This window comes from Microvirga splendida, assembly GCF_016427565.1.
Taxonomy (GTDB): domain Bacteria; phylum Pseudomonadota; class Alphaproteobacteria; order Rhizobiales; family Beijerinckiaceae; genus Microvirga; species Microvirga splendida.
Window position 1 is genome coordinate 178,329 of record NZ_JAELXT010000007.1, and the last position, 25,968, is coordinate 204,296.

26 protein-coding genes are annotated in these 25,968 nt (G+C 63.6%); 12 read left to right on the top strand and 14 right to left on the bottom strand.

Annotation, left to right across the window (positions count from 1 at the left end; translation table 11 throughout):
- Positions 1-4: 4 nt before the first annotated feature.
- A complete protein-coding gene (locus JAO75_RS09900) occupies positions 5-2,089 on the bottom strand; it encodes a TonB-dependent siderophore receptor (RefSeq protein ID WP_343234587.1) in 2,085 nt (694 codons plus the stop codon).
- 188 nt (positions 2,090-2,277) lie between these two features.
- Complete coding sequence (pobA, locus tag JAO75_RS09905; RefSeq protein ID WP_199048734.1) at positions 2,278-3,447, bottom strand: 4-hydroxybenzoate 3-monooxygenase; 1,170 nt, start codon at positions 3,445-3,447, stop codon at positions 2,278-2,280.
- A gap of 178 nt (positions 3,448-3,625) precedes the next feature.
- Between pobA and JAO75_RS09910 the strand changes: the two genes are divergently transcribed.
- Positions 3,626-3,793 carry a hypothetical protein gene (locus JAO75_RS09910; RefSeq protein ID WP_199048736.1) on the top strand — a complete coding sequence of 56 codons (168 nt, stop codon included), beginning with the start codon at positions 3,626-3,628 and terminating at the stop codon, positions 3,791-3,793.
- 11 nt (positions 3,794-3,804) lie between these two features.
- Here the strand turns inward: JAO75_RS09910 and JAO75_RS09915 are convergent, their stop codons facing one another.
- The 8 genes from JAO75_RS09915 to pcaD are packed head-to-tail and all read right to left on the bottom strand — an operon-like array spanning position 3,805 to position 10,344.
- Entirely contained in the window at positions 3,805-4,863 is a 1,059-nt protein-coding gene (locus JAO75_RS09915) for a 3-carboxy-cis,cis-muconate cycloisomerase (protein WP_199048784.1), read from the bottom strand.
- Positions 4,864-4,877: 14 nt separating this feature from the next.
- Entirely contained in the window at positions 4,878-6,086 is a 1,209-nt protein-coding gene (pcaF, locus tag JAO75_RS09920) for a 3-oxoadipyl-CoA thiolase (protein WP_199048738.1), read from the bottom strand.
- 1 nt (position 6,087) lies between these two features.
- A complete protein-coding gene (locus tag JAO75_RS09925; RefSeq protein WP_199048740.1) occupies positions 6,088-6,876 on the bottom strand; it encodes a CoA-transferase subunit beta in 789 nt (262 codons plus the stop codon).
- A gap of 2 nt (positions 6,877-6,878) precedes the next feature.
- Entirely contained in the window at positions 6,879-7,724 is an 846-nt protein-coding gene (locus JAO75_RS09930) for a CoA transferase subunit A (protein WP_199048741.1), read from the bottom strand.
- Positions 7,725-7,745: 21 nt separating this feature from the next.
- Entirely contained in the window at positions 7,746-8,372 is a 627-nt protein-coding gene (pcaG, locus tag JAO75_RS09935) for a protocatechuate 3,4-dioxygenase subunit alpha (RefSeq protein WP_199048742.1), read from the bottom strand.
- Positions 8,372-9,097 carry a protocatechuate 3,4-dioxygenase subunit beta gene (pcaH, locus tag JAO75_RS09940; RefSeq protein WP_199048743.1) on the bottom strand — a complete coding sequence of 242 codons (726 nt, stop codon included), beginning with the start codon at positions 9,095-9,097 and terminating at the stop codon, positions 8,372-8,374. Before pcaH ends, pcaG begins: the two co-directional genes overlap by 1 nt.
- A gap of 52 nt (positions 9,098-9,149) precedes the next feature.
- Complete coding sequence (pcaC, locus tag JAO75_RS09945; RefSeq protein ID WP_425523171.1) at positions 9,150-9,518, bottom strand: 4-carboxymuconolactone decarboxylase; 369 nt, start codon at positions 9,516-9,518, stop codon at positions 9,150-9,152.
- Between the two features lie 31 nt (positions 9,519-9,549).
- Positions 9,550-10,344 carry a 3-oxoadipate enol-lactonase gene (gene pcaD, locus JAO75_RS09950; RefSeq protein ID WP_199048745.1) on the bottom strand — a complete coding sequence of 265 codons (795 nt, stop codon included), beginning with the start codon at positions 10,342-10,344 and terminating at the stop codon, positions 9,550-9,552.
- A 162-nt stretch (positions 10,345-10,506) separates the two neighbouring features.
- Between pcaD and JAO75_RS09955 the strand changes: the two genes are divergently transcribed.
- Positions 10,507-11,289, top strand: coding sequence for an IclR family transcriptional regulator (locus JAO75_RS09955; RefSeq protein ID WP_199048746.1), 783 nt, complete (start codon positions 10,507-10,509; stop codon positions 11,287-11,289).
- A 7-nt stretch (positions 11,290-11,296) separates the two neighbouring features.
- Here JAO75_RS09955 and JAO75_RS09960 read toward each other — a convergent pair whose 3' ends face one another.
- On the bottom strand, positions 11,297-12,124 hold the full coding sequence (locus JAO75_RS09960) for a 3-oxoadipate:acetyl-CoA acetyltransferase (RefSeq protein WP_199048748.1): 828 nt from the start codon (positions 12,122-12,124) through the stop codon (positions 11,297-11,299).
- A gap of 291 nt (positions 12,125-12,415) precedes the next feature.
- On the opposite strand from JAO75_RS09960, the gene ccoN reads away from it, so the two are divergent.
- The 10 genes from ccoN (at position 12,416) to JAO75_RS10010 (ending at position 22,320) form a co-directional block, all read left to right on the top strand.
- Positions 12,416-14,050 (top strand): cytochrome-c oxidase, cbb3-type subunit I, encoded by a 1,635-nt coding sequence (ccoN, locus tag JAO75_RS09965; protein ID WP_425523172.1) that lies wholly within the window; start codon positions 12,416-12,418, stop codon positions 14,048-14,050.
- Between the two features lie 11 nt (positions 14,051-14,061).
- Positions 14,062-14,796 carry a cytochrome-c oxidase, cbb3-type subunit II gene (gene ccoO, locus JAO75_RS09970; protein ID WP_199048751.1) on the top strand — a complete coding sequence of 245 codons (735 nt, stop codon included), beginning with the start codon at positions 14,062-14,064 and terminating at the stop codon, positions 14,794-14,796.
- A 12-nt stretch (positions 14,797-14,808) separates the two neighbouring features.
- A complete protein-coding gene (locus JAO75_RS09975; RefSeq protein ID WP_036346039.1) occupies positions 14,809-14,964 on the top strand; it encodes a cbb3-type cytochrome c oxidase subunit 3 in 156 nt (51 codons plus the stop codon).
- 4 nt (positions 14,965-14,968) lie between these two features.
- Entirely contained in the window at positions 14,969-15,865 is an 897-nt protein-coding gene (gene ccoP, locus JAO75_RS09980; RefSeq protein WP_199048752.1) for a cytochrome-c oxidase, cbb3-type subunit III, read from the top strand.
- A 134-nt stretch (positions 15,866-15,999) separates the two neighbouring features.
- Complete coding sequence (gene ccoG, locus JAO75_RS09985) at positions 16,000-17,463, top strand: cytochrome c oxidase accessory protein CcoG (RefSeq protein WP_199048753.1); 1,464 nt, start codon at positions 16,000-16,002, stop codon at positions 17,461-17,463.
- A gap of 12 nt (positions 17,464-17,475) precedes the next feature.
- A complete protein-coding gene (locus JAO75_RS09990) occupies positions 17,476-17,973 on the top strand; it encodes a FixH family protein (protein ID WP_246742439.1) in 498 nt (165 codons plus the stop codon).
- A gap of 12 nt (positions 17,974-17,985) precedes the next feature.
- Entirely contained in the window at positions 17,986-20,229 is a 2,244-nt protein-coding gene (locus tag JAO75_RS09995; RefSeq protein ID WP_199048755.1) for a heavy metal translocating P-type ATPase, read from the top strand.
- A 4-nt stretch (positions 20,230-20,233) separates the two neighbouring features.
- Positions 20,234-20,383, top strand: coding sequence for a cbb3-type cytochrome oxidase assembly protein CcoS (ccoS, locus tag JAO75_RS10000; RefSeq protein ID WP_199048756.1), 150 nt, complete (start codon positions 20,234-20,236; stop codon positions 20,381-20,383).
- Positions 20,380-21,495, top strand: coding sequence for a hypothetical protein (locus JAO75_RS10005; RefSeq protein ID WP_199048758.1), 1,116 nt, complete (start codon positions 20,380-20,382; stop codon positions 21,493-21,495). Before ccoS ends, JAO75_RS10005 begins: the two co-directional genes overlap by 4 nt.
- Positions 21,496-21,633: 138 nt before the next feature.
- Positions 21,634-22,320, top strand: coding sequence for a helix-turn-helix domain-containing protein (locus tag JAO75_RS10010; RefSeq protein WP_199048760.1), 687 nt, complete (start codon positions 21,634-21,636; stop codon positions 22,318-22,320).
- 174 nt (positions 22,321-22,494) lie between these two features.
- Here JAO75_RS10010 and JAO75_RS10015 read toward each other — a convergent pair whose 3' ends face one another.
- From JAO75_RS10015 to JAO75_RS10025, 3 genes are all read right to left on the bottom strand, one after another.
- On the bottom strand, positions 22,495-22,863 hold the full coding sequence (locus JAO75_RS10015) for a response regulator transcription factor (RefSeq protein ID WP_199048762.1): 369 nt from the start codon (positions 22,861-22,863) through the stop codon (positions 22,495-22,497).
- A gap of 111 nt (positions 22,864-22,974) precedes the next feature.
- Positions 22,975-23,586 carry a response regulator FixJ gene (fixJ, locus tag JAO75_RS10020; protein ID WP_199048764.1) on the bottom strand — a complete coding sequence of 204 codons (612 nt, stop codon included), beginning with the start codon at positions 23,584-23,586 and terminating at the stop codon, positions 22,975-22,977.
- Positions 23,576-25,114 carry a PAS domain-containing sensor histidine kinase gene (locus JAO75_RS10025; protein ID WP_246742440.1) on the bottom strand — a complete coding sequence of 513 codons (1,539 nt, stop codon included), beginning with the start codon at positions 25,112-25,114 and terminating at the stop codon, positions 23,576-23,578. The genes fixJ and JAO75_RS10025 overlap by 11 nt, the downstream gene beginning before the upstream one ends.
- Positions 25,115-25,968: the final 854 nt, after the last annotated feature.

Genomic DNA, 25,968 nt, shown 5'->3' on the forward strand with positions numbered 1-25,968 from the left:
GCGCTCACCACCGGTAACGCAGGCTTGCAAGGATCTTCCGGCCTTCATCGAAGTAGCAGTAGTTCGATGTGCAGACCTGTCCGTCCTCATCGAGAAGGTTGGTGGCATTGACCTGGAAACGGAGGCCTTTGAGGCTCGGGTTGATGTTCTCCAGATCGTAGCGGATTGCCGCATCGAGATAGGCGCGGGGATCGTTCTCGATCACGGGGCGGTTGAGATTGTCGCCGAAGCTTGCACCGACATAACGGACGCCGCCGGCGACACCGAGGCCCCTCGCAGGTCCGGACTGGACCGTGTAGTCGAGCCAGAGCGAGGCCATGTGGTAAGGCACGCTCGTCAGCTGTTTGCCTTCCGTTTCAGGGGTCAGCTTCAGGATGCGCGCATCCGTATAGGAATACGAGGCTTGGACGCTCAGGCCTTCTGCAAGAGAGGCAACGCCTTCCAGTTCGAAGCCGCGCGAACGCAGATCGAGCTGGACCTGCTGGTTGGTCGCATCGACGACCTGGTAGATCACCGCATTATCCTGGCGCAGATCGAAGACCGCAGCGCGAAGGGATGCGTTCATGCCTGGGATATCGTATTTCACGCCGGCTTCGATCTGCTCGCCCGATGTGGGCTCGGCAACGCCGCCGTTGAGAACGGTGCCGGGATTGGGCGTGAACGAGGTGCCATAGCTCACGTAGGGAGCAAGGCCGAAATCGGTCACGTAGCCAAGGGCTGCACGGCCGGTGAATTTCGTGTCGCTGCGGTCGAACGTGAAGCCGGCGGTGTCATACTCGCTCGTCAGCCAATCGTGGCGACCGCCGAGGGTCAGGCGCCAGTTCCGCCATTTGAGCTGATCCTGAAGGTAGATCCCTGTCAGGGTTTGAGTCTGCTCCTCCCGGTAGGAGAGAGCCGGATCCGTTCCGATCGGTATGGCGGCATCGAAGCCCTGCTTCGAGACATAGTTCAGGCGGCTGATGTCCAGGCCGGTCAGGATCGTGTGCCCGACCTCCCCTGTGGAGAGACGGCTTTCGAGATGGGTGTCGCTCGCAATTCCCCAGTTGTTCTCGCGGGTCAGGCCCGAGCCCGCATAGACGTATTCCTGGTTGGTGCCGAGCGCAGAAAACCGGGTGCGCTGGCGCAGGGTGAACATGTCGTTGAAGCGGTGCTCGAACTCATAGCCGATCCGCCCCTGCTGCTGCCTGTAGTCGTTATAGCGCGGGTCGCCGGCATAAACTCTGGTCGCCCCGATGGAGAGACTGGTGGGATTGCCGGCCGCATCCGTCGCATAGTTGTTGATGTAGGCTGCCGTTCCGCCCGTGGTCGAGTCCATGTACTCGCCGAGGATGGTCAGGGTCGTCGCGTCCGTCGGCCTCCAGGTAAAGGCCGGAGCGATGAAAATGCGGTCATCGGGAACAGCGTCGATGTCAGTTCCTGCCTGCCGAACGAGGCCGGTCAGCCGGTATAGAAGGGTATTGTCGGGAGTGACCGGGCCGGAAAAATCGAAGTTTCCCTGCAGGCGTCCATAGGATCCGGTCTGAACCTCGACTTCCCGGAACGGCAGGAAGGTCGGTCGCTTCGAGATCAGATCGACAAAACCGCCCGTGCTGCTCGCTCCATAGATCGAAGCGGCGGGACCTCTCAGAATCGAGATCCCTTCCAGGCCGTAGGGCTCGAGGCGGAACAGGCCGTTGGGGCTGTTGACCTGCCGCAGGCCATCGCGAAACACGCCCGTATAGGTGACATCGATTCCGCGGATGGAGAAAGCATCGTAGCGCGGATCGAAGCCGTAACCGCCGACGCGAGCCCCTGGCGTGTAGGATACGGCATCCAGCAGCGCCTGCGGCTTCCGATCCTCGATCTGCTGCCGGGTGACGGTCGAGATGGATTGGGGGGTCTCCAGAAGGGCGGTATCGGTTTTCGTCGCGCTGCGGGATGAAGTGGCGACGTAGCCGCTGGCCGTAATGGGGCCACTCTGCCCTTCCCGCGTTGCGTCGACCGTGACCTCATCGAGTTGGACGACACCCTGCTCCCTGACCTGGGCGAAGGTTTTTCCGGGAATGAAAGCAAGAGCAGTCGATGCAAGGAGCACAAAGGGGAACTTCACAGCGGAGACCTTCATTAAACAACGATGGTTTTCCGCCTATCAGAGGCCTCGCTAACGAGTCAAATACTATAGTTTTTAATTATTTTAACTTAAAATCTCAATGGGTGTCTTCTAAACATTTTAATTAGAACAATTCTATATTTTATGAATTCTAATTACGCTCTCAAATGGTGGGATGCCAAAGGCATTCAGATTGGAAGTCCGGTGTAGTTCTCGGCCAGCGAGCGTGCCGCGGCGGTGGAGCTTTTCAGATATTCGAATTCCGCCCGTTGGATGCGCCTGCCGAAGGAATCCGTGTCCGGGAAGGTGTGGAGGATCGACGTCATCCACCAGGAAAAACGCTCGGCCTTCCAGATTCGCGACAGGACACGGGCAGAATAGCCATCGATCCCGGCGGAGGATTGCTCGGCGTAGAACTCGATGAGGGCCTCGGCCAGAACCGCGACATCGCTGGCGGCGAGGTTCAGACCCTTGGCCCCGGTCGGCGGCACGATATGGGCCGCGTCGCCAGCAAGGAACAGGCGGCCGAAACGCAGAGGCTCGGCCACGAAGCTTCTCAAAGGAGCAACGGATTTCTCGATCGAGGGGCCTGTCACCAAGCTGTCGGCCGCCTCCTCATCGACGCGCCGCCGAAGCTCGTCCCAGAAGCGCTGATCCGACCACTCCTCCACCCTGTCGCTGGAAGACACCTGAACGTAGTAGCGGCTGCGGGTCGGCGACCTCATGGAACAGAGAGCGAAGCCGCGCTCGTGATGCGCATAGATCAGTTCGTCGGCAACAGGCGGCCTGTCGACGAGGATCCCCAGCCAGCCGAAGGGATAGACCCGCTCGAAGGTTCTCAAGGAATTCTCGGGCACGCTCGCGCGCGACACCCCATGGTAGCCGTCGCAGCCCGCGATGAAATCGCAGGCAAGCTCGTGCTCGACGCCATCCTTGACGTAGCGCACCTTCGGCGAGGTGCCATCGAAGTCATGCAGGGAGACATTCTCCGCCTCATACACGGTTGTCAGACCCGATCGGTCGCGGGCCTGCATGAGATCGCGCGTGACCTCAGTCTGTCCGTAGACGGTCACCGTGCGGCCGATCAGCTCCCGGAAATTGAAGCGGTGCCGGTCGCCACCGAAGCAGAACTCGACGCCGTCGTGGACGAGACCTTCCGCATGCATCTTCTCGCCGATTCCTGCCCTGTCCAGAAGTTCGACCGTGCCTTGCTCCAGGACACCGGCCCGGATGCGCCCCAGCACATACTCCCGGCTGCGGCGTTCCAGGATGACGGTTTCGATGCCGGCATTCTCCAACAGCCGCCCCAGCAGAAGCCCGGCCGGACCCGCGCCGATGATGGCGACCTTCGTACGCATGGCTGTCTCCTCCCGAGGGTGCCGCAACATTCCGCATTTTGGGACAGGATGAACCTGGATTTCGCATCGGCCAATAGACGAAGCGACCATCGCTATGGACAATTCGAGCACCCTAATGATCCGACCGCAAACAGAAACCTGCTTCCCTGCGTGACGTTACACTCCTGAGGAGGCGCCTATGTCGGACACAGATCGAAAGAACCCAGGTGATGAAGATGCGCCGGGCACGAAGCAGACCGGCGAGAACACCTGCCCGACCTGCAGCGGATCCGGACGCCTCGGCGAGAAGCCCTGCCCGGATTGCGGCGGCACGGGCCTGATCACGGCCATTGTGGGAGATGCATGAAGGGGAGTATCTTACGTTCTCAAGGGCGAGAAGGTCATGCTGCCGATCAGCGCCTGAGCGCTTCTCAGGCCTGCCGCTGTCGCGACAACCATCTGCGGCAGTACCATCCACTCGAGGGTCCAAGCCGCGCCGGATCGCTCATTCTCATGCACCAGGGCATGATGGAGGGTGCCGAGAAGGCCGGCGTTGAACCGGGCCAGGGTCACCAGGATCTCGGCAGGCACGGGGTTCGACTTGTGCGGCATGGCCGAGGAGCCGCCGCCCTTCGCGAGCTTTACCTCGCCCACTTCGTTCTGCGCCATCAGGGCGATATCCTGGCCCATCTTCCCCAAGGTTCCGGAAAGAAGCGAGAGAAAGGCGGCGAACTCACCGATCCGGTCCCGTTGAGAGTGCCAGGACGGCGCATAACCAAGGCCCAGGATCTCTGCCATGGCGCCGGCAACGGCATCGCCCTGTCCCTTCAGCTCTCCCCGCGTTCCAATGGGGCCGCCGAGTTGCACCACGAGCAGGCGCGCGGCGAGTGCCGCTAGGGCCTCCCTATGCCGCTCCAGCGGCTGAATCCAGGTGTCGATCTTGTCGGCGGCCGTGAAGGGGAGCGCCTGCTGCATCCGGGTATGCGCCATCAGGGGCGTCGATCCCTCGCGCTCCCTCATAAGACGGAGGGCGTGGGTCAGTGCATCGAGCCGCCGCCCATAGATCCCGACCACGTCCTTCAACCGCAACACGAGAGCCGTGTCGGTGATGTCCTGGCTCGTAGCTCCCAAATGCACGGACTTGCCGTGAGCTTCGCCGACGGCAGCACGCAACTGCTTCACGAGTTCAGGGACGATCACGCCGTCCTGGGCAAGCCCTGAGGCCAGCCTGCCCCAATCGGCCTGGAACGAGGCGCAGGCCTCGCCGATCCGGGTCGCCGCCTCGTCGCCGATCAACCCGACCCGAGCCTCGGCCTGAGCCAGGGCGGACTCGATGCGCAGCAGGGCCGACAGCTCGGCCTCGTTGGAAAAGAACGCCCCCACCTCCTCGTCGCCGACGAGGGCCTGCAGCAGGGGATTTGGGGGCGTCTGGGTCATCATGCCTAAGCAGCTTAGACAGCCTCGAGGGCGATGGAAATGCCCTGCCCCACGCCGACGCACATGGTCGCCAGGGCACGATTCCCACCCGTGAGCTTCAGCTGCAGAGCGGCGGTGCCGGTGATGCGGGCGCCGGACATGCCGAGCGGGTGTCCGAGGGCAATGGCGCCGCCGTTCGGGTTCACGTGCTCGGCATCCTCCGGGATTCCGAGTTCGCGCAGAACGGCGATGCCCTGGCTTGCAAAGGCCTCGTTCAGTTCAATCACGTCGAAATCCGCTGGCTTGAGGCCGAGGCGGGCACAGAGCTTCTTCGTGGACGGCGCCGGGCCGATGCCCATGATCCGCGGCGGCACGCCGGCCGTCGCCCCGCCGACAACACGGGCAATCGGCTCGAGGCCATATTTCCTGACCGCGTCCTCGGAGGCGATGATCAGGGCAGCCGAGCCGTCATTGACGCCGGAGGCGTTGCCGGCCGTCACCGTACCCCCTTCCTTTCGGAACGGCGTGGGGAGCTTCGCCAACTGCTCCAGGGTAGTGTCGCCGCGGGGGTGCTCGTCCTTGTCGACCACGACCGGGTCGCCCTTGCGCTTCGGGATCGTGACCGCCACGATCTCCTGTGCCAGGCGCCCATTGGCCTGAGCGGCGGCGGCCTTCTTCTGCGAGCGCAGGGCGAAGGCATCCTGATCCTCACGGGAGACGCCGAAATCGGCTGCCACGTTCTCGCCGGTCTCGGGCATGGAATCGATGCCGTACTGGCTCTTCATCAGCGGGTTGACGAAGCGCCAGCCGATGGTGGTGTCGAAGATCTCGGCATTGCGGGAAAAGGCCGTATCCGCCTTGGGCATGACGAACGGCGCCCGCGACATGGACTCGACGCCGCCGGCAATCATGATCTCCGCCTCTCCCGCCTTGATGGCGCGGGCCGCGGCAATGACGGCATCCATGCCGGAGCCGCACAGGCGGTTCATGGTCGTTCCGCCGATGGAGCCGGGCAGGCCTGCCAGCAGCACCGCCATGCGGGCGACGTTGCGGTTGTCCTCACCGGCCTGGTTGGCGCAGCCGTAGATCACATCATCGACAGCCTCGAAGTCGATGTTCGGATGACGCTCCAGGAGAGCCTTCAGCGGCACCGCGGCGAGATCGTCGGTGCGTACGCCCGACAGGGAGCCGCCGTAGCGGCCGATGGGAGTCCGCACATAGGAGCAGATATAAGCTTCACGCATCTTAAGTTCCCTTCTTGCCGCCATGCGCCCGCTCGGTTCTGGCCTGGAGCTCGCGCAGGGTGGTGAGTTCGAGTTCGGACGGCGGAGGCGTTTCCTCCAGCCGGTCGGAGAAGCGCACCTTCCAGCCGCAGGTGTCCTGGATCCTGTCTCTTGTCACGCCGCAGTGCATGGAGACAACCGTGAACTCCTTCGTCTCCGGGTCCGGCTTCCAGATGGCAAGATCGGTGATCAGGAGCGTCGGTCCCTTGGTGGTGATGCCGAGGCGCTCGCGGTGATTGCCGCCCTCGCCGTGACCGAAGGAGGTGTAGAAGTCGATCTTGTCGACCATGCCGCGGGTCGTCTGCTTCATGGTGATGAACACTTGCCTGCAGGAGGTGGCGATCTCCGGCGCGCCGCCGCCGCCTGGCAGGCGCACCTTCGGCTTGTGGTAGTCGCCAATCACCGTGGTGTTGATGTTGCCGAAGCGGTCGAGCTGGGCGGCCCCCAGGAAGCCGATGGAAATCCGCCCGCCCTGGAGCCAGTACCGGAACATCTCGGGCACCGACACGGTGGTGACCGCCGTCTCGCACAGTTCGCCGTCGCCGATGGAGAGCGGCAGCACGCTCGGGGCTGTGCCGATGGTGCCGCTTTCATAGATCAGCGTGATGTCAGGAGCGTGGGTCAGGCGGGCCACATTGCAGGCGGCCGAGGGAGCCCCGATGCCGACGAAGCAGACATCGTCGTTGGACAGGGCGCGCGCCGCCGCGATCGTCATCATGTCGCTCGGAGTGAAGTCGGAGAGGTCCGTCATTCTTACAATCCCTTCACCCGGCCGGCGAAGGCCTCGGGCCCTGCCTCCAGCACGTTCTCCCTCATCCAGGCCGTGAAGAGGTCACGGTCGGCGGAGATCTTGTCCCATTCGAGATAGGCCGCGTTGTCGCGGTCGTAATAGCCGTGCGTGTAGGACGGGTGAGCCCCGCCCGGAACATGGGCGATGGACGTGACGGTCCAGTGCGGCAGCACGCAGAGGTTCGGGTGGAGGTCGTCGAAATCCTCGACGATCTCCTCGACCGTGACCACCGAGCGTTTGGAGGCGAGCACGGCCTCCTTCTGCACGCCGATGATGCCCTCGACCAGCACGTCGCCGCGCCGGTTGGCCTTCTGGGCGTGGATGACGGCGACGTCCGGGCGATGGGCGGGCACCGCCGCGAGTTCCTCGCCTGTGAACGGGCAGGTGATGGTCTTTATCGACGGGTTGACCTCCTTCAGGCCCGCACCGCGATAGCCGCGGAAGATGGCGCAAGGCAATCCAGCCGCGCCAGCCTCATAGGCGTTGGCCATAGCGGCGTGGCTGTGTTCCTCGGTTTCGATGGCGCGGGGCCAGTCGTTCTCGATGGCATCGCGCATGCGGCGCAGGAGGCCGACGCCCGGATTGCCCGCATAGGAGAAGATCACCTTCTTCACCAGACCCATGCCGATCAGCTGGTCATAGATGATGTCAGGGGTCATGCGGATCAGGGTGAGATCCTTGATCCCTTGGCGGATCACCTCATGGGCGGCCGCATGGGGGATGAGATGGGTGAAACCTTCGAACGCGACGGTGTCGCCGTCGCGCAGGTTGTCTGCAACAGCCTCCTTGAGGCTCTGGAACTTGGCCATGATGCGCTTTCAGGTCGATGATCAGATATCGAAGAACACGGTTTCCTTCTCACCCTGGATATGGATGTCGAAGGTGTAGGTCGGCAGCCCGTTCTCCTCAGCCCTGGTGGCGATCAGGGTCGGAACCCGCGCCTTGTGGGCGATCCGGGCGAGAACCGGGCACTCGGCGTTGGCTGCCTCCTCGTCGCTGAAGTACAGGCGGGTGTGCAGGCCGGTATTGATGCCGCGGGCCACGATCCAGACCGTGATGTGCGGCGCCATCAGGCGGCCGTCCTTGTAGGGCACGCGGCCGGGCTTGATGGTCTCGAACCGATACTCTCCGGTCGTGCCATCGGCGGGCTGGCGCCCCCAGCCGACGAAGTTCGGATCGGCCTTGCCGCGCTTCTCCTGCGGGCTGTTGTAGAGCCCCTCGGCGTCCGCCTGCCAGATCTCGAGCAGGGCATCCTTCAGCGGATCGCCCGCGCCGTCGAAGACGCGGCCCTTGATGACGATGCGCTCGCCCTTGGTCTCGGGGCCGACCAGGACAAGCCCGAGATCCTCTTTCCAGACGCCGGTGATCTCGACCCAGTTCGGGTTCGTGCCGATATGGACATAGGGACCCGCCGTCTGGGACGGGGATTCCTTCAGGAACGGCAGCTTCTGGACCATCAATTCCCCTCCATGCGGTTCTCGAACATGGTCGAGCGGCGGCCGCGCAGCACGATGTCGAACTTGTAGGCGAGCGCATCCATCGGCAGGGTGTTCTGCCGGTCGAGGGCGGCGACAAGCTGCTCGATGGCAGACTTGTCGGGAATCGTCGCCACGATGGGATCCTGCCAGATCATCGGATCGCCCTCGAAATACATCTGCGTGATCAGCCGCTGCGCGAAGGCATGGCCGAACACCGAGAAGTGGATATGGGCGGGACGCCAGTCGTTGACGCCGTTCGGCCAGGGGTATGCGCCGGGCTTGATGGTCCGGAACCAGTAGCGCCCTTCCTCGTCGGTGATCGCGCGTCCGCAGCCGCCGAAGTTCGGGTCGATGGCCGCGAGATAGGTTTCCTTCTTGTGGCGGTAGCGCCCGCCCGCATTAGCCTGCCAGAACTCCAGGAGAGCGCCGGGCACGGGTCTGGCGTTCTCGTCGAGGACGCGACCGTAGACGACGATCCTCTGGCCGATGGGGTCGCCGGTCTTGGCGAAGTTGCGGAGCAGGTCGTTGTCGAGCGGCCCGAGCTTGTCATGGCCGAAGACCGGGCCGGTCAGTTCCGAGATCGTGTTCTCCAGGGACAGGAGCGGCTGCTGCGGGGAACGCAGGACCGAGGTCTTATAGGAGGGCGTGAAGGCCGGCGGGTGCCAGCTCCGATCCCGCTGATAGAATGATCCCTGATCCGACATCTTGTCTCTCCCTGGCAGCCCCTGTCAGGAGCTGCGCCAGCAATCCACCCTGCTACTTCTGAGGCTCGGGGTTGGCGTCCATTTCGGCAAAAGTCTTCTTGACGATCTTGATGGCGTGGTTGGCCGCAGGCACGCCCGCATAGACGGCGACATGCATCAGCGCTTCCCGGATGTCTTCCTTCGTGGCGCCCGTATTGCGCGTGGCGCGCACGTGCATCGCCACCTCGTCGTCCTGGCCCAAGGCGGCGAGGAGCGCGATGGTCACGATGGAGCGCTCCCGCTTGGTGAAATGCGGCCGCGACCATACCGAACCCCAGGCTCCCTCGGTGATGAAGGTCTGGAAGTCGGCGTCGAACTCCGTCATCTGGGCGGTCGCCCGGTCCACATGGGCGTCGCCCAGCACCTGGCGGCGAACCGCCATGCCCGCCTTGTAGCGCTCGCTCTCGTTCTCGTCAGACAAGTCCCGCCTCCTTGAGATGCCGCTTGATGAGCCCCGACAGTTCGGCGGGCTTCTCGACACAGGGAATGTGCCCTGCCCCTTCGATGAGTTCAAACCGGGCGCCCGGGATGAGGTCGGCGGTTCCCTTGACCACATCGGCCGGGGTCGAGCCGTCCTGATCGCCCGCCACGCAGAGGGTCGGCACCGCGATCCGCCCGGCATCCGGCCTGAGATCCGCGTCGCGGATGGCCGCGCAGGTTCCCGCATAACCATGTGCAGGCTGGCGGACCAGCATGTTGCGCCAGCCTGCGAGTTCGTCGGCCCGCGTCTCGCGGAAAAGGGGCGTGACCCAGCGCTGGAGGACGTTGTCGGCAAGCGGTTCGATGCCGCCCGTCTCGACAGCGCCGATCCGCTCCGCCCAGAGTTCGGGTGTGCCGATCTTGGCCGCCGTGCAGCAGAGGGTCAGGGACTGCACGCGGTCCGGTGCCCGAACAGCCATGCGCTGCGCGATCATGCCGCCGACCGAAAGGCCGATGAGGGAGGTCTTGCCGATCTGAAGGTGATCGAGAAGGGCGAGAAGATCGTCCGTGTGGCCGTCGATGGTGTAGGGCGCTGGCGGCGCATCGGAGAGGCCGTGTCCCCGCTTGTCGTAGAGGACGACACGATAGCGGTCGCTGAAGGATGAAACGACATCCTGCCAGATCCGCAGATCGCTTCCGAGGGAGTTGATGAACACGAGAGCCGGCCCGTCGGAGAGCCCGAGCACCTGATAGTGAAGAACGATGCCGCTGACTCGTGCGAATGCCATCTCTCACCTCGACATGGTTCATCCCATCAGGGACTGGAGCCTCACTCCGAAGTTTAGACGATTGTTCGCAATGCGAACATTGAATCTCATATCGCACATGTAGTACGGTTCTGGGACAGGGTGTCAAGGCTACCAAAGTCCACCGAACGGCCCGGAGCACAGATGCAGGATCAGTCAGCCGAGGATCAGGGAACGGGAGACCGTGACTTCGTTGCGAGCCTCGAAAAGGGCCTGCTCGTCATCGAAGCTTTCGATGCGAGCCGGCCTCGGCTCACCCTGTCCGATGTGGCAAAGCTCACCGGCATCACCCGCGCGGCCGCCCGGCGGTATCTGCTGACGCTGACCAGGTTGGGCTATGCGGAGTTCGACGGACGCTTCTTCAGCCTCACTCCCCGGATCCTGCGCCTCGGCTACGCCTATCTGTCCTCAGCGTCCCTCTCGGCTCAGGTCCAGCCTTTCCTGGAGCGAATTTCCGAGGAGACGGGAGAGTCGAGTTCAGCCGCGATCCTCGACGGCGACGACATCGTCTACATCGCCCGTTCCGCCACGCGCCGGATCATGTCGATCGGCCTGGGCGTCGGGAGCCGCCTCCCCGCCCATTGCACCGCTCTCGGCCGCGCGATCCTGGCCTACCAACCGGAGGACGGGCTCAGGGCCTATCTCGAGCGGGTGCGGCTGGAGGCCAGAACGCCCAAGACCATCACGGACAAGGCTGCCTTTCGCGCCGCTCTCGAAGCGACCCGGACCCGGGGATATGCCATCGTGAACGAGGAGCTCGAGTACGGTCTGCGTTCCATCGCCGTGCCGGTCGTGCAGAAGACCGGCAGGGTGACCATCGCACTGAACCTCAGCGCCCAGGCCGGGCGCATCTCGGCCGAGGAGATGGAGGAGCGGTTCCTGCCCCTTCTGAGATCGGCAAGCGAGACGCTTCGCTATATGCTCTGAGCTGCTGCTATCGGGGACATCCGAGGAGGACGCGCGCCTCTTCTGTCGTGGCGATGCGGTGCCCATGCCTCTCGACCGCGAGCACCGCATGCTCCACCAGCTCGGCATTGCCGACCGCAAGGCGGTCCTTCGCGATGCGAATATTATCCTCGAGGCCGGTGCGCACCGCATCGGCCCCTCGATTGAGTGCCCAATCCATCACCTTGGCCTGGTGCCGGCCGATGCCAGCGGCCGTCCACGTGCAGGTCGGGAACAGATGTTTGGCTTCCTTGAGCAGGATATCGAGCAGGCGTTCCTCGGCAGGCAGCGCGTTCTGCACCCCCATGACGAACTGGATGTGCGGCTGCTCGTCCATGAGGCCCTTGTCGGCCAGCCGCCTTGCCCCGTGAAGGTGGGACAGGTCGAAGATCTCGATTTCCGGCCGGATCCCGAACTCCTTCATCTTTCCGGCCATGTCCTCGACGAGGCTCGTGTGGTTCTCGTAGACGATGGTCGGGAAGTTGACGGAGCCGGTGGATAAGGATGCCATGTCCGGGCGCAGATGGAGGGCGCTGCTGCGCTGGCCAGGATCCCGCCCCCGCCCTCCGGTGGAGAACTGGATGATCATGCCGGGGCATTGTTCGGCAATTCCCGCCTGGACGGCCGCGAAGCGCTCCGGGTCCGACGAGGGCGTCTCATCGTCGTTGCGCACATGGATGTGCACGAGGGTGGCACCCACCTCATAGGCTTGGCGCGTCGACACGATCTGCTCGGCCGGCGTGATCGGCACGGCCGGGTTATCCTTCTTGCGCGGAACTGATCCGGTGATCGCGACGGCAATGACGACAGGTTTCACGCCTTTCCTCCCGGCTCACGGACCAATGCTCCCTCGGGAGACATAGAGCGGGGACCGCTCGAGGAGTACCGGCCCGGCAAGGCGATATCTCACGAACGGGCGGAGGCCTGCTCACGGCTGCAGGGCCTTTCCTGAGGGCGCTCTCCGAGACCGGCAGGCAGGTTTGATCTGCATCAATGCCCCTTTCCACCCCTCCCCCTAAAGGATTCTGCTGACGGTGAAGCTCCAGGCTTTGCCGGTATTTTCAAAAGGTCGAAGCCTATGGCTCAAGCGGTTGCACCCTCAAAGGGAATGACCTTCGGCGAAGCGGGATCAGCCCTTGCCTTCGCCGGACTGGCACTCCTCAGCATTATCATCGCGGCGAAGGCCTATACGCCTGAATACGCCTTCCACGCCTATCTTTTCGCGGCCGCCAGTGTCGCCGCCACGTTCGCGATCGTGAACCGGTACTATGAGCGCCCGGTTCAACTGCCTCCGCAGACCATCGCCGGCAAGCCGAACTACAACATGGGGCCGGTCAAGTTCGCGACCATCGCGTCCGTGATCTGGGGGATCGCCGGCTTCACCATCGGCCTCCTGATCGCCCTCCAGCTGGCATTCCCGGCGCTCAACTTCGACACCTCCTGGCTGTCCTTCGGCCGGATGCGTCCGCTGCACACCTCGGCGGTGATCTTCGCCTTCGGCGGCAACGTGCTGATCGCGAGTTCCTTCTATGTGGTCCAGCGCACCTGCCGCGCCCGCCTCGTCGGCGACATCACGCCCTGGTTCGTGGTGCTGGGCTACAACTTCTTCATCGTGATCGCCGGAACGGGCTACCTGCTCGGCATCACCCAGGGCAAGGAATATGCCGAACCCGAGTGGTATGCCGATCTGTGGCTGACCATCGTGTGGGTCGCCTATCTCCTGGTCTTCCTCGGCACGGTTATGCGCCGCAAGGAGCCCCACATCTATGTGGCGAACTGGTTCTATCTCGCCTTCATCCTGACGATCGCGGTCCTGCACCTGGGCAACAACGCGACCATTCCGGTCTCGCTCTTCTCGCCCAAGAGCTACATCGTGTGGTCGGGCGTGCAGGATGCCCTCGTGCAGTGGTGGTACGGCCATAACGCGGTCGGCTTCTTCCTCACCGCCGGCTTCCTGGCCATCATGTACTACTTCATCCCGAAGCGGGCCGAGCGGCCGGTCTATTCCTACCGCCTCTCCATCATCCACTTCTGGTCGCTGATCTTCATGTACATCTGGGCAGGTCCGCACCACCTGCACTACACCGCCCTGCCCGATTGGGCGCAGACGCTCGGCATGGTGTTCTCGATCATGCTGTGGATGCCCTCCTGGGGCGGCATGATCAACGGCCTCATGACCCTCTCGGGTGCCTGGGACAAGCTCCGCACCGATCCCGTGCTGCGCCTGATGGTCGTGTCGGTCGCCTTCTACGGCATGTCGACCTTCGAAGGGCCGCTCATGTCCGTGAAGGCCGTGAACTCCCTGTCGCACTACACCGACTGGACCATCGGCCACGTTCATTCCGGCGCTCTCGGCTGGGTGGCCTACGTGTCCTTCGGGGCGATCTACTGCCTTGTTCCGTGGCTGTGGAACAAGAAGGAGCTCTATTCCATGAAGGCCGTCTCCTGGCACTTCTGGATCTCGACCCTCGGCATCGTCCTGTACATCTCGTCGATGTGGGTTGCTGGCATCCTCCAGGGCCTCATGTGGCGCGCTTATACCGGCCTCGGCTTCCTTGAGTACTCGTTCATCGAGACGGTCGAGGCGATGCATCCCTTCTATGTCATCCGTGCACTCGGCGGCGCGCTCTTCGTGGCCGGCTCCCTGATCATGGCCTGGAACGTCTGGAAGACGATCTCCGTCGGCCAGGAAGTCGAAGAAGTCCCGCAAGCCACCCAGCCCGCGCTGATCGCTGCGGAGTAAAGGAAACGACCATGTCATTCTGGTCCCGTCACAAAATCTTCGAGACCAACTCGATCATCCTCGTCCTCGGCGTGCTGATCGTGATCTCGATCGGCGGTCTCGTGGAGATCGTGCCCCTCTTCTACCTGAAGAGCACCATCGAGAAGGTGGAGGGCATCCGGCCCTACACCCCCCTCGAGCTGGCCGGCCGCAACATCTACGTGCGCGAAGGCTGCTATAACTGCCACAGCCAGATGGTTCGTCCGCTTCGGGACGAGGTCGAGCGTTACGGCCACTACTCCCTGGCGGCCGAGAGCATGTACGACCGGCCGTTCCAGTGGGGTTCCAAGCGTACGGGCCCGGATCTCGCCCGCCTCGGGAACAAGTATTCCGACGACTGGCACCGGGACCACCTGAAGGACCCGCGCGCCGTGGTGCCCGGCTCGATCATGCCGAGCTACCCCTGGCTCGAGCAGAACGAGCTCGATGCAAAGGCCATCGCTCAGGATCTGAAGGTGCAGGCGACCCTTGGGGTGCCCTACTCCGAGGAGATGCTGAAGAAGGCCGAGAGCGACATCCGCACCCAGGCCAACGCGGACGATCCGAACACGACCGATCTCGCCCAGCGCTACCCGAACGCTCAGTCGCGCAATTTCGACGGCAACCCGCAGAAGGTCACCGAAGCGGACGCCCTGATTGCCTATCTGCAGATGCTCGGCACGCAGGTCGACTTCAAGCTCTACGACAACAAGGCCAACGTGCGCTGAGGACCGACGATCATGCCAGCCGCATATAAATTCTTTGCCGAATTCGCCCAGACCTGGGGGCTCCTGTACTTCGTCGGGGTCTTCCTGACGGTGCTGGTTTATGCCCTCGCCCCTTCGCGGAAGGACCGCTTCGACGCCGCCTCCCGCATGCCTCTCCAGGAGGATTGATCCCATGGCCCAAGAAACCCACAATGGGGCTCACGAACAGGTCGACGCCGTTACAGGCGTCACCACAACCGGGCACACCTGGGACGATATCCAGGAGCTCAACAACCCGTTGCCGCGCTGGTGGCTGTGGACCTTCTACCTGACCATTGCCTGGTCCGTGCTCTACGCCATCGCTTACCCGGCCATTCCGATGGTGTCCTCCTACACCAAAGGTGTCCTCGGGTGGCAGTCGCGCGAGGCGGTCGAGGTTGATCTCGCGGAACTCAAGCAGCAGCGGTCCGGCATGACGGCCAAGCTCGCCGCCAGCTCGCTCGACGAGATCAAGCAGGACCCCGAGATGTTCGCCTTCGCGCGGGCCCAGGGCAAGGCTTCCTTCGGCGACAACTGCGCGCCCTGCCACGGCGCAGGCGGCGCGGGCGCCAAGGGCTACCCGAACCTGAACGACGATGACTGGCTCTGGGGCGGCTCGCTGGCCCAGGTCGAGCACACGATCCGCTACGGCGCTCGTTCCACGAGCGACAAGGGCCATTCCGGCACCATGCCGGCCTTCGGCCGCGACGGGATGCTCAAGCGTGAGGAGATCTCCCATGTGGCGGATTACGTCCGCTCCCTGTCGGGCCTTCCCACGGACAAGACTGCCGACCTGAACGCCGGCGCCAATGTCTATGCCGACAACTGCGCCGCCTGCCATGGCGACAAGGGTCAGGGCATGCAGGACCTCGGCGCCCCGAACCTGTCGGACAAGATCTGGCTGTTCGGCTCCGACAAGGCCACCATCGTGGAAGGCCTGAACAACGGCCGCGGCGGCGTGATGCCGACCTGGCACGGGCGCTTGGACGACACGACCATCAAGGCTCTCACCCTCTACGTCCATTCGCTGGGGGGAGATCAGCGGCCCTGAAAAATCCGGGCTCTGATGAGTGGACAAGCGGCTGGAGGGCAACCTCCGGCCGCAGCTTGATTTGAATCAAGGCGCTGCTGGCGCCTGCGTCGTATTCCATAGTCATCGGTTTTCTGGTGATCTCGACGGATTCGATGGCTGACGCCCCCCTCTCCCATCCTCTTGGAGCTGCCGCCTCGGACGAGGATGCGCCGCTCTATGCCCCTCGCAAGCAGATCTATCCGCAGGCCGTGAAGGGCCGCTACCGCACGATCAAGTGGGTCGTGCTCGCTATAACGCTCGGCATTTACTACTTCCTGCCCTTCATTCGTTGGGACCGTGGTCCTAATGCGCCGGACCAAGCCATCCTGGTCGACTTGGCCAATGGCCGCTTCTATTTCTTCTTCATCGAGATCTGGCCGCAGGAGGTCTATTACCTCACGGGGCTTCTGGTTCTGGCTGCGCTCGCGCTCTTCCTGATGAACGCCGTGGCAGGCCGGGTCTGGTGCGGCTATCTCTGCCCCCAGACGGTCTGGACCGACCTGTTTTATGCGGTGGAGCGCTGGATCGAGGGCGACCGCCGCGACCGGATGCGCAAGGACCAGCAGAAGCTCACCCTCAAGACGGCCGGCCAGAAGGGCCTGAAGCACTTCATCTGGCTCATGATCGCATGGTGGACCGGCGGAGCCTGGGTTCTCTACTTTGCGGACGCACCGACCCTCGTCTATGACCTGGCAACCCTCCAGGCCCCGCTCGTCGCCTATGTCTGGATCGGCATTCTCACCTTCACGACCTATACGCTGGCCGGCTTCATGCGCGAGCAGGTCTGCACCTATATGTGCCCCTGGCCCCGCATCCAGGCCGCGCTCACGGACGAATATGCCCTGAACGTCACCTATCGCTACGACCGGGGCGAGCCGCGTGGCTCTGTGAAGAAGAACGAGGTCCTGAAGCTGCAGGGCCTTCCGGCTGGCGACTGCATCGATTGCAATCAATGCGTCAATGTCTGCCCCACCGGCGTCGATATCCGCAAGGGTCTCCAGCTCGACTGCATCCAGTGCGGCCTGTGCATGGATGCGTGCGACAACGTCATGGACAAGATCGGGCGTCCGCAGGGCCTGATCGCCTACGACACGGACATGAACGTCCAAGCCCGTATGGAGGGCCGGCCGGAGGTGCGCCGCATCGTGCGCCCCCGCACCCTCTTCTATGCCGGCATCATCGCTCTGGTCGGTGCCATCATGATCACATCGCTTGCCCTGCGCCAGAACATCTATCTGACCGTGATGCATGACCGGAACCCGCTCTTCGTGCGCCTCTCGGACGGATCGATCCGCAACGGCTTCACGATCCGGGTCGCCAACAAGCATCTCGACGAACGCCGCTATGCCCTTGTGATCGAGGGCCTGCCCGAGGCCAAGATCGATATCGTCGGCGGAGAGGTCGACCAGCAGGGCCGCGCCATCGTCACGGTCGGCCCGGATCAGACCCTGGAAGCCCGCGTGCTCGTCACCGATACGGCTTCGGCCGCGTCTCCCTCGACCGATCTCGAATTCATCCTGACGGATCTCTCCAGCGGCGACACAGCCGCTACGAGCGATCATTTCAGGGCTCCTTAAGGAAGAATGACCATGTCCGCTATCACCGCCAAAGGCCTCACATCCCGGCCGATCACCGGCCGCACGGTGCTGATCTACTTCCTCGGCTTCTTCGGCATCGTCTTCGCCATGAACTTCTACATGGTGCGCGTTGCCCTCTCGAGCTTCAGCGGCGTCGAGACGGAAAGCTCCTACAAGGCGGGGCTTTCCTTCAAGAACGACATCGCGGCCGCGCACGCCCAGGATGCGCGCCACTGGTCCGTCGAGGCCACTCTTCAGCGCGGCGACAATCCCGGCATGATCATCACCGCCCGTGACGCTCAGGGACAGACGCTTTCGGGGCTGACCGCCGAGGTGCGCCTCGCCCATCCCACGGACAAGCGCCGGGATGTGGTGCTGGAGTTTGTCGAGTTGACACCGGGCCAGTTCAAGAACCTCACCGCCATGCCCGAGGGCCGTTGGGATCTCGTCATCGGCCTGAAACGCGAGACGGAAACCGTCTTCCGCTCCAAGAGCCGCGTCTCGCTCTAAGGATCCTGCCCGATGGCCGAAACCCTCGACCTGTCCATCTACGTCAAACGCCAGGATGACGGCACGGCCCATCTCGATCTCGCCATCGAGGGGATCGACTGCGCCGCCTGCATCGACGAGATCGAGGGCGGGCTGTGCCAGCTGCCGGGCGTGGTCGAAGCGCGGCTGAACTACACCAATCACCGGCTCGCGGTGGAATGGCGGGACGGGGAGCTGTCCCCTGCCGCCGTTGTCGAGGAACTGCAGCGGCTCGGCTATCGGGCTCACCCCTTCCAGTCCCGCCTCCTGGAGGAAGAGGAGACCCGCCGCGCCAAGTGGCTGCTGAAGTGCCTGGCTGTGGCGGGCTTTGCCTCCATGAACATCATGCTGCTGGCAGTGTCCGTGTGGTCCGGCAACGTCACCGACATCACGCCGGAGACCCGTGACTTCTTCCATTGGCTGGCGGCCCTCATCGCCCTGCCGGCCGTGGCGTATGCCGGTCAGCCGTTCTTTCAGAGCGCCATGGGCGCCCTGCGGAACGGTCGCACCAACATGGACGTGCCGATCGTCATCGGCATCCTGCTGGCGCTCGGCATGTCCGTCGTCGAGACCATCAATTCCGCCGAGCACACCTATTTCGACTCGGTGATCATGCTCCTCTTCTTCCTGCTCTGCGGCCGCTATCTCGACCAGGCCATGCGCCGGAAGACCCGCACGGTGGCGGGCAACCTCGCCTCATACCGGGCCGAGGTCGCGCACAAGATCGAAGGCAACGGCGAGGTCGTTCTGGTTCCTACCGCTGCCTTGAAGGCAGGCGACCGGGTTCTCGTCCGCCCCGGCGAGCGCGTGGCGGTGGACGGGGTCGTCGTTTCCGGCTCTTCGGAGATCGACGAGAGTCTCGTGACCGGCGAGACGGCCCATCGCGCCGTCAGGGCCGAGAGCCAGGTCTATGCCGGAAGCATGAACTACAACGGCACCCTGACCCTGCGCGTGACCGCCGCGGGCAAGGGAACGCTCCTTGATGAAGTCGAACGCCTGCTCGAGAATGCGGCCGCCGCGAAGTCCCGCTATGTGCAACTCGCGGACCGCGTCGCCAGGATCTATGCCCCTATCGTGCATACGGCGGCGGCCCTCACGGCCATGGCCTGGATTGCGGTCGGCGCTTCGGTTCACGATGCGCTCATCACCGCCATCTCGGTGCTCATCATCACCTGCCCCTGCGCCCTGGCCCTCGCCGTGCCGGTTGTTCAGGTGGTTGCCTCCGGGGCCCTCTTCCGCGCCGGCGTGTTCCTCAATGCGGGCGATGCCTTCGAGCGGCTGGCCAAGGTGGACACCATCGTATTCGACAAGACCGGGACCCTGACCCTGCCCACCATGAGCGTGGTCAATGCGGCAGATCTGGAACCCGCCCTCCTGCAGGCAGCGAGCCGCCTGGCCCTGTCGAGCCATCATCCGCTTGCCGCGGCCGTGGCGAAGATGGCCCAGGACCGGCGCCCCTACGACGATGTCGTCGAGGAGCCCGGACAGGGCGTGAGAGCTATCGTAGACAGCATCGAAATGCGCCTCGGCAGCCCTGTCTTCTGCTGCGCAGAGGGTATGGCGAAGGAAGCGGCCGCGAGCGATCCGACGGCTTCCGTCATCGCCTTCTCCTGGGGAGACAGGCGCATCATCCTGCTCGTTCGGCAAGCCCTGCGTCCCGATGCTGTTGCGGTCGTGACGGATCTGCGCCGGCGCGGCTTCGATTGCCGCATACTCTCGGGCGACCGTCCCGAGGCCGTTGCTCCCATCGCGGCAGCCCTCGGCATCGAGATGTGGCGGGGTGGCTGCAAGCCCGCCGAGAAAATCGAAGCACTCGAAGCACTGAAGGCGGACGGCCACAAGGTGCTGATGGTCGGCGACGGCCTCAACGACGCCCCGGCTCTCGCCGCCGCCCACGTGTCGCTCTCCCCGATCAGCGCCGCCGACCTGACCCAGGCTCAGGCCGATGCGGTCTTCCTCGGCGACAGGCTCAAGCCCGTGCAGGAGACCATCGAAATCTCCCGCCGGGCCCACAGCCTGATGCGCCAGAACTTAGGCGTAGCCCTCGTTTACAACGTCATCGCGGTGCCGCTGGCCTTCTTTGGCTACGTGACACCGCTCGTCGCAGCGCTTGCCATGTCCGGGTCTTCGACCCTCGTGACCCTCAATGCCCTTCGGGCCCGGGGCCGCTCACCCGTCCTAGCCCCGGCTGAGCCGGCCACCCCTGCCGATCCTCTGCCTGCGTCCCAAGGAGCCTGAGCCCATGGAAGTTCTGATCTACCTCGTTCCCATGGCCCTCCTGCTCGGATTGACCGGACTCGCGGCCTTCATGTGGTCGCTCAAGGACGGCCAGTATGACGACGTGCAGGGCGCAGCCGTGCGCGTCCTATCCGATGACGATATCCGGAAATGACCTCCCTGGCCGCCATGCCCCGAGCGGGGCAACTCGAATGCATCTGCGAACCCGGAGCCTTGGGTGAGAGGGTTGTCGACCGCCGGGGCACGGCGCTTCTGGCGACCGGCTTTGCCTTCTCCGTTCTCGCCCAGGTTCTGACCCTCAGCGTTCTGCCGCTCGCAGGCCTCTCGCTTGCTCCCAGCCAGGGTTTGGCGAGCTTGCCCTACGCCGCCTTCTATGTCGGCGCCGCCCTGGCCAGCCTTCCCGCCTCGCTCCTGCTGGACTCTTTCGGACGCCGGGCCGCCTTCTCACTGGGCGCAAGCCTCGGCGCCGCAGGCGGCCTGGTGCTCGTCTGGGCCCTCGTTTCCATGCATTTCGGCGCCCTGGTGCTGGGCGCTTTCTGGCTTGGCATCGCGAGCGGTTTCAGTCTCTTCTACCGCCATGCCGCAGTGCCGGTCGGCGGTCGGGGAGCCTCGGCGCTCCTCGTTGTGTTCGGAGCAGCGACCCTGGCCGGCCTCGTCGCCCCCAGCGTCGCGGGTCTGGCCGAAGCTGCGGCACTTCCCCGGGTCTTTGCCGGCACAGCGGCGGCGGCGGCGCTCGCGCATGTTGCGTCCCTCGCGGCGACCGCAGCCCTTCCTTATCAGGGACGCCGGGAGCGCAAGAGCGAGGCTGGTGGCCTGCAGGGGTGGCGCTCGATCCTTCTTCCCACGGCAATCGGCACCGGAGGGTGGTTTGCCATGACGGCTCTGATGGGGGCGACCCCCGTCGCGGTCATCGGGTGCGCGCCATCGGAGGCCGTCGTCGGAGCCGTGGCATGGCACGTCATGGCCATGTACGCGCCATCCCTGATCCTGACCGTTCTTCCCCAGGCGGCCCGCCCTCGCCCCCTTTCGGCTATCGGCTGCCTTCTGCTGACAACCGGCGCCATCGCCTTCGCGCTGTCGAATTCTGCCGGGAGCTTCTCGGCCTCTGCGGCGATGGTGGGAGCAGGATGGTCGCTGATCATGCTCGGCACCACGCTGTGGGTGAGCGGCAATGGCCCGGTCTCCCGCTGGCTCCTCGGCATCCATGACGGTACCCTTCTGTCCGGGGCAGTGCTAGGGGCTTTCGCCGCCAGTGCTTTGGCGTGATCGTTCGAGTTCGATGGCCCGCAATGGTCTCGGGAACTCACCTACGGAAAACCCCTTAGGTATCAGACCTGAATTTTAGCCCAGCCTGTTCGGCAGTACCCATGATCCAACGTCATTTCACGGGATCACGAGGGTTCGATGCAGACTGCGCTCCTCACCAAGGCTTCCTCTTCGACCCTTCCGCTCTTCACCCTGGAGGCTCCGCAGTTCCGCAAGTCGGGCGATAATGCGGTTCCGGCCGTCGGCTCCGTCCACTCCTATGCCAAGGACGAAGAAATCTTCGCTGAAGGTGACCGCGCTGCCTATGTCTACAAGGTGCTCTCAGGCGTCGTCCGCACGTCGAAGCTCCTGAGCGACGGCCGCCGCCAGATCGACGCGTTCCATCTGGCCGGCGACATCTTCGGCATCGAGGCTGGTGACGAGTATCGCTTCTGCGCCGAGTCGGTGGGAGACTGCATCGTGGTTGCCTACCGCCGCAGCAATCTCGGTGCTCTGATGGGAAGCGACACCCAGCTTGCCCAGGACATCACGATGGGCATGATGCGCTCCCTCGTCCGGGCCCAGAACCATATGCTGCTGCTGGGCCGCAAATCGGCTCTCGAGAAGATCGCGACCTTCCTTCTCGACATGGCGGAGCGCACCTCGGGTGACGACGCCCTCGACTTGCCCATGTCCCGCACGGACATCGCCGACCACCTCGGCCTCACCATTGAGACCGTCTCCCGCTCGTTCACGCAGCTCGAGCGCCAGGGCGTCATCGAGCTTCCCTCGGCTCGCCACGTTGTGCTGAGCAACAAGGCAGCCCTGGAGCGCCTGAACGCATAAAATTGGGAGGAGTCCCCCTCCTCCGTGCAACCTATCGGCACGACCAAGCCCGCTAGCCCTGCAGCTGTGAACGACTGCAGGGCTAGCGGGCTTCTTTAATGTCGGATCTCGCGCGAAAAGCCACACCTCGCTCCGGTGAGCAAGGTGGCGAACGGTCAGACCTGTTTCTATGAGTTACGCCAGAGCGGCATGAATGCTGTCGAGCAGGTCGCTATCGTGGAGAGGCTTCTCGAGGACCCTGCGAAAGCCGGACTGGGCCGCCCGACCGTTGAGGTCGTCGCTGACCTGGGACGCGATGAGGATCGCGGGGCTGTCGATGTGACGCTGCCGCAGCTTCGTGACGAGTTCGATCCCCGTCATTCCCGGCATGTTGTAATCGATCACGAAGCATCCATTCTGCGGCAGATCGGTCGCGGCCAGGAGTTCGGCGCCGTCCTTGAACAGGCGCACGGACAGGCCCTCTAGCTCCAGGGCAAACTTCAATGAGTTGCGGACCGCGGCATCGTCGTCCACGACGATGACCGGTCCCGTGAGCTGAGACATCGCTAAGGGCCTGCTTGATCCTCGAAAGCGGCCGGAGCCGGATGCACTCGGCCGCATCGGGATTATGCACAAAGCAGGCCTGTTCCCTACTCAGGAATATTCCTTAAGGAGCTAGCCGGCATGGATCAGCAGAGCCAGGCGAACAAGTTCCGAGAGGCTTCTGGCCTGCATCTTGGCCATGACATTGGCCCGGTAGATTTCGACCGTCCGGGGGCTGATGCCGAGATCGTAGGCTATGACCTTGTTGGCTTTTCCCGCCACAAGGCCGTCGAGAACCTGTCGTTCCCGTTCCGACAGAGCTTCGAAGCGGCCTTGGATCTGGGCGACCTGGGCGTCCTGGTGGCTGCTCTTCTCGTGCCGGGAGAGAGCCTCGCGCACCGTCGCGAGAAACGCGTCGTCCCCGAACGGCTTCTCGAGAAAGTCGATGGCCCCCTCCTTCATGGCTTCGACCGCCATGGGAACGTCGGCATGACCGGTGATCACGATGACCGGCAGCGTGATGCCCCGTTCCTTCAGGCGCCGGATGAGCTCGATGCCGTCGATGCCGGGCATCCGGACATCTGTGACGATGCAGCCCGCCTCCGCGCTCACCACCTCGTCGAGGAAGGCAGAGGCCGACTCATGCAGGCGCACGGGAATGCCTTCCGATGCCAACAGGAAGGCCAGTGACTTGCGTACCGCAACGTCATCATCAACCACGTGCACGGCCACATCACTCGGCATTCGCCATCTCCTCTCGCTTGATCGTCCTGAGGGTGAAATGGAACGTCGTGCCCTCACCCTGCTTCGACTCCGCCCAGATCTTCCCGCCGTGCGACTCCACGATGGTCCGGCAGATCGATAGCCCCACACCCATTCCGTGCTTCTTGGTGGTCACGAAGGGCTGGAACAGCTGCGCGGCGACCTCGGGGGCAAGCCCCGGACCGGTATCCTCCACCCTCAGCTCGACATGGCTGTCATCCACCAGAGAGGTGCCGATCCTGAGCTCCCGGCGCTGGCTCTCCTGCATGGCTTCGATGGCATTGCGGATCAGGTTGAGCAGAACCTGCTGAACCTGGATCCGGTCAGCCAAAACGTAGGGAGCATCTTGATCGAGCTGGAAGAGAACACGCACGCCCTGCTCCTTCGCCCCGACAAGGGCGAGAGCGCTTGCCTCCTCGATGAGCTTAGGCAGGTTCTCCACATGGCGCTCGCTCTCGCCGCGGGCCACGAACTCGCGCAGGTGGCGGATCACCTGTCCGGCCCTCAGCGCCTGCTCGCCGGCCTCGTTGACCGCATCCCGCAGCATGGGAACCGCGTCTCCTTCCATGCGCTCCAGGATCCGGCGGCAGCCTTTGAGGTAATTGGTGATCGCCGTCAGCGGCTGGTTGATCTCGTGCGCCAGCGTCGAAGCCATCTCGCCGAGCGCCGTGAAGCGTGACATGTGGACAAGTTCGGATTGAAGCTCCTGCAGGCGCGTTTCCGTCTGCTGTCGCTCGGTCAGGTCACGGATGAAGCCGGTGAAATACCGGATGCCCCCGGAGCGCATCTCACCGACGGCCAGCTCCATGGGGAAGGTGGAACCATCCTTGCGCTGGCCCACGACCACGCGCCCAATCCCGATGATCCGTCTCTCTCCCGTGTTCTGATAACGCTGCATGTAGCCGTCATGCTGCTCACGATAGGGAGCCGGCATGAGAAGCTTGACGTTTTCCCCGATGACCTCGTCGGGCAGGTAGCCGAAGAGCCGAACGGCCGTCGCGCTGAACGATTGGATCCGCGCCTGCTCGTCGATGACGACCATGGCGTCCGGAACCGTCTCCAGGATGGAACGCAGATGGGCTTCGCGTGTCCTGAGAGCCTCCTCTGCCGTGACCCACTCCGTGATGTCGCGGGTGATCATGGCAAAGCTGCCCTCGCCGGCGTCAACGCCCGCCACGGGGGTGACGGTCACCCGGGCCATGAAGGTCGAACCGTCCTTGCGGGATCTTAGGCCCTGAGCCTCGTAGCGCCCGCTCTCGCGGACCGATTGGAGTTCCTGTGACAACCTATCCGGCGAGGCTTGATCCGCAACATGGAGGAACGAGGCCGGTCTGCCCAGCACCTCGTCCTTGCTCCATCCATAGATGAGTTCGGCTCCCTTGTTCCAGCCGACGATATCTCCGGTGGGGCCAAGTACGATGAGGGCGATATCCGTTACCGCGTCGATGAGAAGCTCGGCAGTTACTCCCCGCAGAGGAAGCTGATCGGCCGGTGTCACTGTATCTGTCAACGAAACTCCATCCCGTATCCTGCACATCCTAGCCGCCGGACCGTGCTCCGACGGCGACCAGCGGGCCGCTTCTATAGCACATCCCTGCGAGGCGCCTGTCCCAGGAGAGCGAGTGCTACGCTCCTGTGAGATCAGGTGCCAGAAGATATCACGCGTCGAACGCTGCCTTGCAAGCACTGAAGGAAATACCATATCTCTTTGGAAGCTCATTTTGGCTTCCCATCCCACATCAAACACTCTCCTTCCCTCTGTTAAGCGTTTCGTTCCGAATTGTCTTGCAAAGTGGTTTGAGGTGTTTATATGGGCGCTTCCTTTGGGCTGGTTGGGCCTGAGGGTGTTTTTCTGACAGGGCGGGTCTGGTGGCCTGGAGCTTTTGCTTCGGGCTCTGGCGGTCTTGTGGGCCTGGAGGGTTTCTCCGGCTGTTCCAAGAGCTTCGGCGGTTCGATGGTATCGGGCGCGCCTTTCGGCTCCTCTGGTGTTCTTGTCCAGCATGGGCTGGCGGGCTTATGGCTCGCCGGCAAGGTCAACGCAGCAACGGCATCGTTTCTGTGAACGGGATGACTGTGCCTGTACTTGTGCAGATGCAGCAATTCTTCGAGAAGAACTTCGAATTTCTTCTCGATTGTTGTTGACACCGGTTCGGACCTGAACTAAATAAGCCTCATCGACGGCGGCCACCTGGTGGTTTGCCTGACGGGACCTCTTCGATCCTGGCGCTTTGAGCGGACGGGATTGAGTTGAGGTTCTTTTTCTGTCCTCTGTGTGGGGGTGGAATTTTGCTCTTTGACATTGTTGAGAGGGGAAGAGAAGCGTAGGCGGCGGTGTCCTTGCGGGCAGTTCATTGGACTGCTGTA

Excerpts from the sequence above, each read along its gene's own strand:
- pobA (WP_199048734.1), bottom strand. The coding sequence starts at position 3,447 with ATGCGTACGAAGGTCGCCATCATCGGCGCGGGTCCGGCCGGGCTTCTG.
- JAO75_RS09910 (WP_199048736.1), top strand. The coding sequence starts at position 3,626 with ATGTCGGACACAGATCGAAAGAACCCAGGTGATGAAGATGCGCCGGGC.
- JAO75_RS09915 (WP_199048784.1), bottom strand. The coding sequence starts at position 4,863 with ATGACCCAGACGCCCCCAAATCCCCTGCTGCAGGCCCTCGTCGGCGAC.
- pcaF (WP_199048738.1), bottom strand. The coding sequence starts at position 6,086 with ATGCGTGAAGCTTATATCTGCTCCTATGTGCGGACTCCCATCGGCCGC.
- JAO75_RS09925 (WP_199048740.1), bottom strand. The coding sequence starts at position 6,876 with ATGACGGACCTCTCCGACTTCACTCCGAGCGACATGATGACGATCGCG.
- JAO75_RS09930 (WP_199048741.1), bottom strand. The coding sequence starts at position 7,724 with ATGGCCAAGTTCCAGAGCCTCAAGGAGGCTGTTGCAGACAACCTGCGC.
- pcaG (WP_199048742.1), bottom strand. The coding sequence starts at position 8,372 with ATGGTCCAGAAGCTGCCGTTCCTGAAGGAATCCCCGTCCCAGACGGCG.
- pcaH (WP_199048743.1), bottom strand. The coding sequence starts at position 9,097 with ATGTCGGATCAGGGATCATTCTATCAGCGGGATCGGAGCTGGCACCCG.
- pcaC (WP_425523171.1), bottom strand. The coding sequence starts at position 9,518 with ATGGCGGTTCGCCGCCAGGTGCTGGGCGACGCCCATGTGGACCGGGCG.
- pcaD (WP_199048745.1), bottom strand. The coding sequence starts at position 10,344 with ATGGCATTCGCACGAGTCAGCGGCATCGTTCTTCACTATCAGGTGCTC.
- JAO75_RS09955 (WP_199048746.1), top strand. The coding sequence starts at position 10,507 with ATGCAGGATCAGTCAGCCGAGGATCAGGGAACGGGAGACCGTGACTTC.
- ccoN (WP_425523172.1), top strand. The coding sequence starts at position 12,416 with ATGACCTTCGGCGAAGCGGGATCAGCCCTTGCCTTCGCCGGACTGGCA.
- ccoO (WP_199048751.1), top strand. The coding sequence starts at position 14,062 with ATGTCATTCTGGTCCCGTCACAAAATCTTCGAGACCAACTCGATCATC.
- JAO75_RS09975 (WP_036346039.1), top strand. The coding sequence starts at position 14,809 with ATGCCAGCCGCATATAAATTCTTTGCCGAATTCGCCCAGACCTGGGGG.
- ccoP (WP_199048752.1), top strand. The coding sequence starts at position 14,969 with ATGGCCCAAGAAACCCACAATGGGGCTCACGAACAGGTCGACGCCGTT.
- ccoG (WP_199048753.1), top strand. The coding sequence starts at position 16,000 with ATGGCTGACGCCCCCCTCTCCCATCCTCTTGGAGCTGCCGCCTCGGAC.
- JAO75_RS09990 (WP_246742439.1), top strand. The coding sequence starts at position 17,476 with ATGTCCGCTATCACCGCCAAAGGCCTCACATCCCGGCCGATCACCGGC.
- JAO75_RS09995 (WP_199048755.1), top strand. The coding sequence starts at position 17,986 with ATGGCCGAAACCCTCGACCTGTCCATCTACGTCAAACGCCAGGATGAC.
- ccoS (WP_199048756.1), top strand. The coding sequence starts at position 20,234 with ATGGAAGTTCTGATCTACCTCGTTCCCATGGCCCTCCTGCTCGGATTG.
- JAO75_RS10005 (WP_199048758.1), top strand. The coding sequence starts at position 20,380 with ATGACCTCCCTGGCCGCCATGCCCCGAGCGGGGCAACTCGAATGCATC.
- JAO75_RS10010 (WP_199048760.1), top strand. The coding sequence starts at position 21,634 with ATGCAGACTGCGCTCCTCACCAAGGCTTCCTCTTCGACCCTTCCGCTC.
- JAO75_RS10015 (WP_199048762.1), bottom strand. The coding sequence starts at position 22,863 with ATGTCTCAGCTCACGGGACCGGTCATCGTCGTGGACGACGATGCCGCG.
- fixJ (WP_199048764.1), bottom strand. The coding sequence starts at position 23,586 with ATGCCGAGTGATGTGGCCGTGCACGTGGTTGATGATGACGTTGCGGTA.